General features: G+C 43.0%; 8 protein-coding genes. 1 reads left to right on the plus strand and 7 read right to left on the minus strand.

What is annotated here, in order from left to right; all coding sequences use genetic code 11:
* Position 1: 1 nt before the first annotated feature.
* The 7 genes from EGM47_RS00580 to EGM47_RS00610 all read right to left on the minus strand — a co-directional run bounded on the left by EGM47_RS00580 (position 2) and on the right by EGM47_RS00610 (position 11,279).
* Positions 2-2,299 (minus strand): NADP-dependent malic enzyme, encoded by a 2,298-nt coding sequence (locus tag EGM47_RS00580; protein ID WP_124978830.1) that lies wholly within the window; start codon positions 2,297-2,299, stop codon positions 2-4.
* Positions 2,300-2,460: 161 nt separating this feature from the next.
* Complete coding sequence (locus tag EGM47_RS00585; RefSeq protein ID WP_124978831.1) at positions 2,461-3,807, minus strand: cytochrome P450; 1,347 nt, start codon at positions 3,805-3,807, stop codon at positions 2,461-2,463.
* A complete protein-coding gene (gene ruvB / locus EGM47_RS00590; RefSeq protein WP_124978832.1) occupies positions 3,804-4,835 on the minus strand; it encodes a Holliday junction branch migration DNA helicase RuvB in 1,032 nt (343 codons plus the stop codon). Before ruvB ends, EGM47_RS00585 begins: the two co-directional genes overlap by 4 nt.
* Positions 4,836-4,992: 157 nt before the next feature.
* A complete protein-coding gene (locus tag EGM47_RS00595; protein ID WP_124978833.1) occupies positions 4,993-5,913 on the minus strand; it encodes a carbohydrate kinase family protein in 921 nt (306 codons plus the stop codon).
* Position 5,914: 1 nt separating this feature from the next.
* Complete coding sequence (locus EGM47_RS00600) at positions 5,915-7,084, minus strand: glucosidase family protein (protein ID WP_124978834.1); 1,170 nt, start codon at positions 7,082-7,084, stop codon at positions 5,915-5,917.
* Positions 7,065-8,387: an MFS transporter gene (locus EGM47_RS00605; protein WP_124978835.1), complete on the minus strand. Its 1,323-nt coding sequence runs from the start codon at positions 8,385-8,387 to the stop codon at positions 7,065-7,067. Before EGM47_RS00605 ends, EGM47_RS00600 begins: the two co-directional genes overlap by 20 nt.
* Positions 8,388-8,666: 279 nt before the next feature.
* Complete coding sequence (locus EGM47_RS00610) at positions 8,667-11,279, minus strand: TonB-dependent receptor (protein WP_206052088.1); 2,613 nt, start codon at positions 11,277-11,279, stop codon at positions 8,667-8,669.
* 171 nt (positions 11,280-11,450) lie between these two features.
* Between EGM47_RS00610 and EGM47_RS00615 the strand changes: the two genes are divergently transcribed.
* Complete coding sequence (locus tag EGM47_RS00615) at positions 11,451-12,485, plus strand: LacI family DNA-binding transcriptional regulator (RefSeq protein WP_124978836.1); 1,035 nt, start codon at positions 11,451-11,453, stop codon at positions 12,483-12,485.
* Positions 12,486-12,517: the final 32 nt, after the last annotated feature.

The raw sequence follows: 12,517 nt of genomic DNA on the forward strand, positions 1-12,517 counted from the left end.
CCTAGGCGTTTTGGGACTGTTTCTGGTAATGTTTTTCCTTTTGTTGAGCATCGATAACGGCCACAGCAGCCATGTTAACGATCTCATCCACACTGGCTCCCAACTGCAGGATGTGCGCAGGTTTCTGCATACCCATCATGATTGGACCTATGCTATCAATTTGATTGAGTTCCTTTAACATTTTATAAGTACTATTGGCACTTTCCAAATTGGGAAAAATAAGGGTGTTTACTTTTTTTCCAGCCAGTTTGGAAAATGGAAACTTGCTTTGCAACAATTCTGGATTTAATGCAAAGTCGGTTTGAAGCTCCCCATCCACTACCAGGCTGGGATAATACTGATGTAAATATTTCACCGCTTCGGTCACCTTGGTGGCATGGGGATGTGAGGAGGAACCAAAATTGGCATAAGAGGTCATCGCAATAACCGGTGAAATTCCAAACATACTTGCGGTGCGTCCGGTCATTTGAGCAATCTTGGCCAGTTCAAGGGCATCCGGATCTATATTGATGGAGGTATCCGAAACAAAAAGTGGTCCTCTGGCAGTGATCATCAGGTTGGTGGTTGCAATCTTATCCACACCTGGGGACTTCCCGATGACCTCCATCATAGGTCGTACAGACCTCGGGAAAGATTGTGCCACCCCAGTGATTAAAGCATCAGCGTCACCTACCTTGACCATCATTGCAGCAAAATAATTGCGTTGTCTCAGGTATTTACCCGCATCAAATTCTGTTACACCTTTACGTTTCCTGAGTTGCCAAAACTCGTGGGCATAGCGATCCCTTCTGGCCTTTTCTTCATCTGATTTGGGGTCAATAATCATCACAGGTTGCTCAAAATCCAATTCGGCCATCAGCCCTTCGATGATATCTTTTCTACCTAGCAGAATAGGTGTACCTATACCTTCTTCCAACACGATTTGCGCTGCTTTCAGCACATCCATGTTATCAGCCTCGGCAAAGACGATGCGCTTGGGATTGATACGTGCGCGATTTAAAATGAGTCTGACCAACTTATTGTCAGATCCCATACGACTCAACAACTGCTCCTCATATTTCTCCCAATCTGTAATAGGCTCTCTGGCCACACCGCTTTCCATCGCTGCCCTGGCAACCGCAGGTGGAATGGTAGCAATAAGCCGCGGATCAAAAGGTTTGGGTATGATGTAATCTTTCCCAAAAGCCAATTTTAACTCTCCGTAAGCGATGTTCACCTGCTCGGGAACTGGCTCCTTGGCCAACTGTGCAATGGCTTTGGTCGCAGCCATCTTCATTTCTTCATTGATCTTAGTGGCTCGCACATCCATGGCTCCTCTAAAGATAAAAGGAAAACCCAACACATTATTGACCTGATTAGGGTGATCACTGCGCCCTGTGGCCATAATAATGTCCTCACGGGAGGCCATGGCAAGATCATAATCTATCTCGGGAGTCGGGTTGGCCATGGCAAAGACGATGGGTGAATCATTCATAGAGCGCAACATATCGCCATCGACAATGTTACCTACTGAAAGACCTAAAAACACATCGGCTCCTTCAAAAGCCTCGCGTATTCCCACTTTCGGGCGGTCAGTAGCAAACTGCATTTGTTCCGGACCAAGATCGGTTCTGTCTTTGGTAATCAATCCGTCCACATCATACATCATGATGTTTTCCTTTCTTGCTCCCAGGTTCACGTAAAGACTTGTACAAGAGATCGCGGCACTTCCCGCACCAGAGATAACAATTTTTACATCCTCAATCTTTTTTTCTGCCAGCTCAAGGGCATTAAGTAAAGCTGCACTAGAAATGATAGCTGTACCGTGTTGGTCATCGTGCATGACCGGAATATCCAATTCGGCTTTCAGCCTACTCTCGATTTCAAAAGCTTCGGGTGCTTTGATGTCCTCAAGATTGATTCCTCCAAAAGTAGGGGCGATATTTTTAACGGTTTGGATAAATTCCTCCACATTTTTGGTATCCACTTCGATGTCAAAACAATCCAGGTCGGCAAAAATCTTGAATAGCAATCCCTTTCCCTCCATGACCGGTTTGGAAGCCTCGGGACCTATATCGCCCAGGCCTAATACTGCCGTACCGTTGGAGATCACCGCCACCAGGTTTCCTTTAGTCGTGTATTTGTAAACATTGGAAGGGTCTTTGGCAATTTCCAAGCAAGGTTGTGCAACACCTGGGCTATAAGCCAGAGATAGATCACGCTGGCTACTGTATTTTTTTGTAGGAACTACCTTGATCTTTCCTGGTTGTGGCTTGGCATGATATACCAGTGCTTCCCTACGTTTACTTTCTTCGCTCATGAATCCTTTAGAATTTGCGCCTACAAAGGTAGGTTATATATGGGATTAAACATTTCCAGCGGTTTGGTTTTATCGGCGCACAACATGCCAACTGCTATATCCTCTGTATTGAATTGAGCCTTTCATATCTTGTCATCGTGATTGGATGAAGCGATTGACTTTTAATCTAGTGACGAAAAAATGATGTTGGCATTCTTGGGTTTTAAGGTAATCAGTGGGTGGTAATCAATCTGCTCATTGGTCTTTTCCAGATGAAAGCGTTGAAGTATTCTGGCAAGAACCAATATCATCTCAAACATGGCAAAGTTATTTCCTACACACATACGAGGCCCGGCACCAAACGGAAAATAAAATTCGCGGTAGGCTTTTGCTTTTTCAGGAGCAAATCTTTCTGGAATAAAATCTTCAGCGTGTTCCCAAAGGTCTTTTCTACGGTGCATTTCATAAAAGGAGATCAGCCAGATGCTACCTTTATCCATGACCAAATCTTCACATTGATCTTTTGAGAGCGCAACACGATCAGTAACATATGCTGGGGGATAAAGCCTCAACGTCTCCTCTATACATTGCTTGATGAACGGCATACACATCAGCTGTGGCATTAAATCCCCTTCTTTGAGCGTTAGAGCCTCTTTCCTGGCCTTTTCCAAGCTTGCTGGGTGTGTAGCCAATAACTGCACGGCAAAGGTCAGTGCATTGGCGGTTGTTTCATGACCTGCAATAAACAAGACGAGAATTTCATCGACCAACTGATCATCTGGCATATGGCTGCCATCTTCATAGGTACTATGCAATAACATATCCAGCAGATCTCCAGGCTCTTTATTACTTTCCTTTCTGTTTTTGATGATCTTGCGTAAAATTGTTCTGGCCTCCTCCACCAGTTTCAAGGCGTGAGGTACGCTGTTTTCTCCTGCCAGCCATTCCCGGTCAAAATACCATTTCATCCATGGAATCCTCAACTCTTTGATCAACATCTTTTGGGCTTGTTCCGTGATGTGTTGCAACCTTGAAATCTTTCCATCCAAATCGTCGATATCCCCAAGGTCAAAAAGACTGCGTGCCACAACCTTAAAAGCAAGGTCGTTGAAAATTGCATAAACGTCTACTTCTTTGCCCTTTTTGATCTGATCGAGCTCATCACCAATGACCTTATCCATGGTAACCATAAGTGTGGCAATGGATTTTTTATAAAATGCTGGCTGAATCAGTTTGCGATTGGCGCGCCATTTTTCCCCATTTTCTGTAAGCAAACCATGTCCTATGTATTTCCCTAAATCATCTGTTTGAAGGGAAGATTTATCATAGTTTTTCTGATTTTTTTGCAGGATATGTTGGGTAATTTTCTCGTCACAAGTAAAATGAATCATCAATCCTGGCTTAGGACTGATCTTAAACGTATGGCCGTATTTTTGGAAATTTTCACGGTGAAAAGGCAGCGGATCTCTATAAATCTGGCGCGATTTTGCCAGAAATGTAAGTGCAGGTACCTGATGGATGTGTTTCATGATTGGTCGAATAACCCTCCCGTTGTGCCAGCCTTGATTTTTCCCAAATGCTTATAGGCCGCTTCTGTAACTTCTCTTCCCCTAGGAGTGCGTAAAATAAAGCCCTGTTGGATCAAAAATGGCTCGTATACCTCTTCAATGGTTTCTGCACTTTCTGAAACAGCTGTGGACAGTGTAGTGATCCCAACGGGACCGCCTTTAAATTTATCGATGATCGTAGATAAAATCTTATTGTCCATCTCATCCAGTCCGTGTGCATCCACATTTAAGGCCTTTAGGGAATATTGAGAAATATCCAAATCGATACGGCCATTTCCTTTGATCTGTGCAAAATCCCGAACGCGTCTTAAAAGTGCATTGGCGATACGAGGCGTCCCGCGGCTACGGCCAGCGATTTCGATAGAAGCATCGTTATTGATGGGCACATTTAATATTTCAGCACTACGAGTGACGATGGTAGAGAGCAGCTCGGTCGAGTAGTATTGTAACCTAGAGGAAATACCAAATCGCGCCCTCATGGGAGCCGTAAGAAGTCCAGACCTGGTCGTCGCACCAATCAATGTAAATGGAGCAAGGTTGATCTGCACTGTTCTAGCGTTGGGACCAGTCTCAATCATGATATCGATCTTATAATCCTCCATCGCGCTGTAAAGGTATTCTTCCACAATCGGACTTAGTCGATGGATCTCATCAATAAAAAGCACGTCTCGTTCATCTAGATTGGTCAGCAATCCGGCAAGATCACCAGGTTTATCGAGTACTGGACCAGAAGTCACCTTGATACCTACGCCCAACTCATTGGCAAGTATATGGGCTAGCGTGGTCTTTCCTAAACCTGGAGGGCCATGAAAAAGCGTGTGGTCCAAAGCATCACCGCGACGGTTTGCAGCTTCCACAAAAATCTTGAGGTTTTCCAACACCTGATCTTGTCCTGCAAAATCATCAAAAGACAAGGGTCGTAACGCGCGCTCGATATCTTGTTCTTCATGGGAGAAGCTTTCACCGGTAGGATCTAGGTTTTCATTCATAAACCAAAGATAAGGTCTAGATGGCAATACACTTTCATGGGTTGATGATTTGTTATCTATCCGCTTTCGCGAAAGCGAACCTCAAAATAACTCCAACTACATACAGCCTTAATACCTAAACGATCAATCTAACACTGGGACTGTCTTCTAAGTCAACTTAAAGGCTTTCCAAATCAATCTTTTCAGGAAGCCTTCCCATGTGCTGAATTTTAATGGAAGCCAATTTTTGGGCGGTTAGGACACAGCGCTCGAGATCCCATTTCTTGAGAGTGGAATACAAAAATCCTGTCCAAAATGCATCACCAGCTCCGGTAGCATCGATTACCGTTTTTACTTCTTGGGCGGGTTGGCGTATCAAACCATGATGAAGGTCTGAAACAACAACCCCATTCTTTCCTTTGGTCAAGCAAATGGTTGAGGCGCCTTGACCATGGAAGTAGTCAAATATAAATTCCTCAGTTTTATGGGACTTAAAAAGTCTAAGACAATCATCCTCACTTATTTTGACCAACGGATCAAAGCTCAGGAATTGCTGTATCACCTGTATGGCCTCTTGGGTTTCTGGCCATATCTTTTCTGAATAATTGATGTCAACACTCAGGGTCAATCCCAATTCTTTGGCTCTAGCGGCCCTGTTTAAGATGGTATCTCTTGCAGGATTTCTGCTCAATGCAAAACAACTGGTATGAAAAATAGTCGCCTCTTTCAACATTTCGTCGGGTAATTGCTCCTCCAGAATGTCGCCATCTGCTTCCCGGTAGGCGATGAAGTCTGGTGTTTCCGTCGTTCTGGAAACCAATATCGTAGAAGTAGGCTTATGGGGCGTGGACCTCAGACACCAAGGTTTTACACCGTGTTTGTGTAATTCATCTACAATATACAGACCCAAACTGTCCTGACCACATGTGGCCACCAGTGCTGATTTCATTCCGATCATTGCCGCATTCACAGCGACATTAGTTGGCGACCCTCCCAAGAATCTACGAAAACTGGTGGTATGCACCAGGTTTTCATCGGTTTGCATTCCAATGAAATCAATCAGTACTTCTCCCACACAAATGATATCAATTTTTTCCAAATCAGAAGAATAGTTTAAAGTTATGGTCAATAGCTCTGGTCAGCATAACGGTTGATGACGCGCTCCATGCACAATTAGAGACACCATTAGGATCCCCTGTGGCCGAATTGAAACATTCATAAAATGCGTAGTCATCTTTTGCATTGGCAAGATTCACATGTTCTAGTATCTGACTGGCCTCATCCTGATCATTTTGAGACAATAGGGCCAAGCCATAAAACCCATTGACCATTGTCCAGCTGCCGCCATTGTGAAACTCATAGGGAAAGTTCCTGAACTCAAATTTGCAATTGTCCCTAAGCAAATGCCATTCTGGGTCTTCTTCAAATACTGGTGGCCAAAAAGCAGGAAGTATTTTTAAATCCAGTCCCTGACTCAGCTTTTTGCCATACAGTTGCATTGCCGATCTGAGCTCGGGATCACCTATATCCAGCAGAAACGCCAAGGAGGTTGCCAATGCATCAAATTTATTTTTATATCCTGCCGGGGAAAATGAAGCTGGAATATAGGCGTCAAAATGGAGTTTATCGTAGGCCTGTTGGTGCACTTTCTCACCTGCTGTATGGGGAAGAAAATTATGTTGAATCGCTATTTCAACTGCCTGGATTTTTTTCTTCAGCATTTCAGAAGGTTTGAAATGATGATAACATCGTAAAGCCCAAAGCCTGAGCAATTGATCGTATAGCACGTATCCATCGGTGATATATTCATCTGCCCAATTTCCTGAAAGTGGTACATAAACCAAATCTCTATTGTTGAATTCCCAGGTCTCCAACAGATGCAAGCACTTACTGATATGTACTTCATATTGCTGAACGATTTCTGGTTCATCCAGATACTTGGCCAATTGACAAACGCCAATGACAAACCAGGTAAGCGCGTCCACCCTCCCAGCCAGACCGCCATAACTCACCTCACCGGTCTCTGGTTGAACGTTTGACGGGATTGTACCTAATCTATGTTGATGTTCGGCCAGGGTTGCGATGGTCTGCCGAAAGGTCTGTATCAACTGTTGATCTCCAGATGCCAGGGCTGCCAGTCCACAAATCACACCATCCCTTGCCCAAATACGTTTATAATTGGAGACATCATCAGCACTGGCCAGAAAGCCTTTTCCAGTTGAGGCTCTGCGCAGCAAATCTATGGCTTTGTCATATGCTTGGCGCTTCATAAGGAGGGTCTTTTCTAACATTAATTAAAAAGGTAAACAAGGCCGCGACCAACAACAATATACCGGCAAAACTAATTGCATTGCGAGGATCATTACCCAGAAAGTTTTTCAAAATATATCCGAATGATAAGGTTTGAATAATCATAGGCACTACGATCATCATGTTAATGATACCCATATAAACACCATAGCGTTCTTTTGAAATGTTCCCTATTACCATGAGGTAGGGGATTCCCATCATACTGGCCCAACCTATTCCAAAACCAGTAATGGCAACCAAAAGCAAAGCTTTGTTCTCAATATGCGGAAAGCTCAGAAACCCGACAGCTGCAAGGATCAAGCAAATGGCATGGACATATTTGGCGCCATATTTTTTAGCCATCCAGACCAAACCAAAAGCTGTTAAAAAAGTAACTGTGTTATACCAACCATTGATAAGTGCCGTCCAGCTGACAGCTTCCTCATAGGCTTGTGGATCACTGGAAGGGGTGGCGTCATATACGGAGAGGGCTACACTTTTAGAAGCATTTTGCCAATAGCAGAAGAGCGCGTACCACTGGAACAGGTAAACCAATGCAAGTTGCCACATTACTCTGGGCATGTCCCGAATAGCTGCTGCGATCTCAATAAAAGGAGCAAAAACACCTTTTTTATTCTCCCTCAAGGCTGCAAGTTCCTGTTCCGATGGAGGTATTTCTTTAGTGCGGCTCATGCTCCATAGAATAGATGCGATGGAACAAAATGCCCCTAGAAAGAAAGAGACATACACCCAATTGGGAAGTGAGCCAGTATAACCAATGATGATCATTGGGAAAATAAAAATGGATAGGTTAGCCAACACTTGTCCCAGCCCAGTGAAAAAACTTTGCATCTGAAAGCCTAAGGGTTGTTGTTCTGGCACCAATTGGTCTGCAATAAGTGCACGGTACGGCTCCATTGCCGTGTTGTTCCCGGCGTCTAAAATCCAAAGTAATCCTGCCGCCATCCATAGCGAACTACTAAAAGGAAAAGCGATTAAACTGATGCTACAGAGCAAGGCGCCAATTAGAAAATAGGGTTTTCTGCGCCCCAGCCTGGGAGACCAAGTTTTGTCACTCAAAGCACCGATAACCGGTTGAACGAGTAATCCAGTCACAGGTCCCGCAAGATGAAGGATAGGAATCTGATCTGGCGCAGCGCCCAAAAAGTCGTAGATGGGTGTTACGGCACTTTGTTGCAAGCCAAAACTGTATTGAATTCCGAAGAATCCAACATTCATATGCAAAATCTGCCAAAAACCTAACTTGACCTTTTTGAATTTCATGGAATATGATGTTTCAGTAGTTTTTACCATCAACATGTGGAAAACAAAAGCTTGTACATGTATCTAAACCCTACACTATTGTCAGGTGTTAATCCTATGACCTGATATGTTGAAATTTACACATTATCAAATTGATGGATATCCGAGAACAGCAGTCCTCTATCAATAATTGTGATGATCATACCAACTGACTTGGAATTGGCCTAGTTTTCACTTTGATTCAAAAAAGTTGGTATCAAGTTGCCTTAACACCAACTCCCAAAAATCAACTTAACTAACTTAAAACTTATACTGTAGGCCCAAGGAAATTGATCTTCCCGGCAGCGGTCTTGCGCGCACGATATTGGTTTGACCTTCAGTAATACTACCTTCTTCAATTTCAGTTATACCTAAGGTATCAAAGAGGTTGTTGGCCGATAGATTGGCATATAAGGAAGGGGTGATACCGATATTTACAAAACTGTTGACCATCACAAATCCAGGCATTGTCAGCTCATTGTTGTCTTGAGCAAAAGCCTTGGTCTGCCCGACGAAACTTAGACCTATAGAATTTTGATTTTCTAATCCAAAGTTGTAGGACGGAATCAGGTTGTAAATAAAATCAGGCTGCCTTCTTGGGGTGTTGCCTTCATTATCACCACTATCAATCTCAGCATTGGTATAAGTTACGGCTCCTCTTAAGTCGAAGTTATTCCACCTGTAGTTTCCTTCCAATTCGACACCAGCTGATCGGTAATCATTTTCTATGATGGTTTGAGAAGTGGCTTCAAATCCGCCTTCCTCAGCTGTTTGAGCGTAGAACGCTGTCAAATACAAAGCACCGTTGTCAAAGTTGCGCTTATAGCCCAGTTCAGCTTGCGTTAGAAAATCTAGGGCATTGATCTGATCGCCGTCTTGATAATTAAGCCCTGAGAATAGTATACGATCTGCTTTGGCAGAACCACCTCTACTGTATCTGGCAAACATAGCTTGTCTTTCTTCAAATTTGAAATTGACCCCTACAGAATAAGAAAGATAGTCATAATCATAATTGACCACAGTAGGTGAAGCATTGTTCACAGAAAATACATTTTGTTCAGGTACTGAAATCTGCCCATCATTGTTAACGTCAAATTGGCTTTCTGTTCCCGCGGTGAAAGTCCCGTCAACTCTGCCGTAGTCATAACGCACACTGGCATCAAAATTTATTCTCTCAGTAGCCTCAAGAGACAGGTTGAGATAAGGGGCTGATACATTGTATTGCGTATCATAGTTTCTCTGGAGGTTTCCCCAGAAAGGCGTACCGTAAGCATACAACCCATTTTCACTCAATGGTGTCCCTGTAGCGTCAAAGACATTGATTAATCTGGCATTACCCCCATTCACCTCTTGAAGGTAAGAATTCCATAACCAGGACATAGAGATATTTTGGATAGACTTAAAGTATCCCAGGGTGATATCTACATTTTGCACAGATTTTGACAGCTGGACATTATTCATAAAGTTGTTAAAGTTGTTCAACTCTACATCAAACATGTGTATACGTGAGACAAAACTTCCTGCGTCGACAGAGTCTCCATCTGTAAATTGGAGTGTTGAACCGGCACCAAAGGAGTCTGCAATGTCGGCGGCACTGGCGACCTGCGCTGGAAACGGAGAAACAAATGCACCGTTATTTGCTGAGAATCTACCATTGTTGGAGATCTTCCATCCCTCGCCAAGATCAAATGAAGCCTCCATACCTATTGAAGTAGAAACAGGGTGCATCCCGTCAGTCACATCGCCCCTTGTTCTGGACCCATCTGGACCCAATCTCAAGGTTTGGGTAAGGTTTGCCGTGTGATTAGACCCCAGGGTGGCGTCAAAATTAGGTGCATCATCATAATCTGGGTCATCATTAGTACCGCTCACTTGAATAGGCATTGGCAAATAAGCGGCCGCTCTATCGTTGAGATATTTACCATATACGCGTATACTTCCCTTTTCAAAGTCTTTGGTTAGACTCAATTTGAATTGCCCTCCGTTATTTGCGGTAAATCCGGTATTTCTGATACCTTCTCCTACTCTGTAAAATCCACCAGCGTGTATATATAAGTTATCCCCGATTGCAGTACCATAATCAAAATCAGTTCTAAAAGAATCATAATCCACCCCAAAACTCGTTCCGATAGCGCCACCTTCTCTTTTCCCGGTTTTGCTGATGATATTGATGATACCTCCAGGAGCATTGGAAGTAAGTGTGGAGGCAGACCCTCCTCTTATGGCCTCGATTCGCGCTACATTGTAGTCAAACCTCGTAAAAATATCTGCTGTACCAAAAGATATATCACCGTAGAGCAATACCGGTAATCCATCTTCCTGTAGCTGTACGTATTTAGATCCACCAGAAGAAATGGGTACACCACGTACGGCTATATTTGAATTACCTTCTCCTCCAGATGACTCTGATCTAATACCTGGAATGGTTCTAAAGATCTCTGCCGTAGATCGAGGTGCTGATTGCTGTATGTTCTCGGTTTTGAGGCTGGTAACAGAGATACTGGATTCGATTCTTGCTTTGGGATTGACCACACCGGTCACAATGATTTCATCCAGCGCAGCCTGGTCCAATGCGACTACAAAGTCGACAGTAAGCGGTACCCCAGAAACCGTTATTTCCTTTGAAGTTTTGGTATAACTCATGGAGGAAGCTTCTACTACATAGGTACCGTTTTCAACATTGGCAATTAAATACTTACCGTCAAAATCGGTGATGGCACCTTTACTGGTTCCTTTTAGGACAATATTGATCCCACTGACTGGATCGCCCATTTCATCAGTTACCGTTCCAGAAACAGTAGTTTGAGACAGGGCCAGGTTAACACAAAAAATGAACAGGAACATGCTTATTCCCAGAGTTTTCAAATGAATCATAATTGACAGGTTATAGGTTAATGACAATATTCTTTTTTGGTATGTCCAAATTAATTAGCATTGAATTGCTTCCATAGGTTTTTTTTACCGAAAACGTTTTCGAAAACACCGAAAACGTTTTCGTTTTTGGTTTTTTGTTACTTTTAAAGGGTCAAAATTGAAGATTTCGTTATGAAACCAGTCACATTACAAGATATTGCTGATCAATTGGGGATTTCAGTGACTACTGTTTCCAAGGCGCTCAAGGATTATCCAGATGTGAGCGCCAAGACCAAAGCCTTGGTAAAAGAGCTAGCGACCACTTTAAATTATAAACCGAATGCATTTGCCGTCAACCTGAGAACCAAAGAATCCAAAACGGTCGGATTGATTATTCCGGTGATTGTTCATCACTTTTTTTCAAACGTCATCAAAGGAATTATTGCAGAGGCTGAAGCCAAAGGATATCTGGTTATCATCCTGCAGTCCAATGAAAGATATGATATGGAAAAAAAGCACCTGGACTTATTGATGAATCAACGGGTAGATGGCATCATGATTTCACTGGCCAATGATACGGTAGATTTTAAACATCTAAACGATGTTATTGCTGCCGACAAGCCAATGATCATGTTTGACAAAATTGCCAAGACCGTCAATTGTTCCAAAGTAATTATCGATGATCGACAAGCAGCATATGATGCCACTCAACACCTTATAGATATAGGATGTCAACGCATCGCCCATTTTAGAGGGTCATTGTTGCCCCAAAATTCCATCGACCGCTTTTTGGGATATAGGAAAGCATTAAGAGACAATGATATCCCTTACGACGCTTCTCTGGTTTATATCTGTGAATGTGATGATCTAAGTTTTGAAGAAGGCCAGAATAATGCAAGACAGCTTTTGCTGGATCATAATGATGTAGATGGTATTTTTATCAATACGGATCTGGTCGCTATTGGCGCCATTTCAGAATTCAATAAGCAGGGCATTAAAATTCCAGAACAAATTTCTATTGTTGGTTTTAGCAACTGGTTCATGTCCTCCATCATCTCTCCTTCACTTACTACCATTGATCAGCCTGGTTTGGAAATGGGTAGGAGCGTTTTCAAACAGTTGTATAAAGAAATTCAGCAACTCAAAAGAGATGAAAAAGTGGATTATCAGCAAATTGTACTTCCAACTCAGCTTATCCAACGTGACTCTACTCTAAAAGTCAAGTAGGAATCAGCCTCTTTAAGTTTGTATTGGGCTAT

Origin of the sequence: Nonlabens xiamenensis, from assembly GCF_003865345.1 — a bacterium.
Lineage (GTDB): Bacteria > Bacteroidota > Bacteroidia > Flavobacteriales > Flavobacteriaceae > Nonlabens > Nonlabens xiamenensis.

Bases quoted from the DNA above. Each gene is read 5' to 3' on its own strand.
- EGM47_RS00580 (WP_124978830.1), bottom strand. From the start codon at position 2,299: ATGAGCGAAGAAAGTAAACGTAGGGAAGCACTGGTATATCATGCCAAG.
- EGM47_RS00585 (WP_124978831.1), bottom strand. From the start codon at position 3,807: ATGAAACACATCCATCAGGTACCTGCACTTACATTTCTGGCAAAATCG.
- ruvB (WP_124978832.1), bottom strand. From the start codon at position 4,835: ATGAATGAAAACCTAGATCCTACCGGTGAAAGCTTCTCCCATGAAGAA.
- EGM47_RS00600 (WP_124978834.1), bottom strand. From the start codon at position 7,084: ATGAAGCGCCAAGCATATGACAAAGCCATAGATTTGCTGCGCAGAGCC.
- EGM47_RS00605 (WP_124978835.1), bottom strand. From the start codon at position 8,387: ATGAAATTCAAAAAGGTCAAGTTAGGTTTTTGGCAGATTTTGCATATG.
- EGM47_RS00610 (WP_206052088.1), bottom strand. From the start codon at position 11,279: ATGATTCATTTGAAAACTCTGGGAATAAGCATGTTCCTGTTCATTTTT.
- EGM47_RS00615 (WP_124978836.1), top strand. From the start codon at position 11,451: ATGAAACCAGTCACATTACAAGATATTGCTGATCAATTGGGGATTTCA.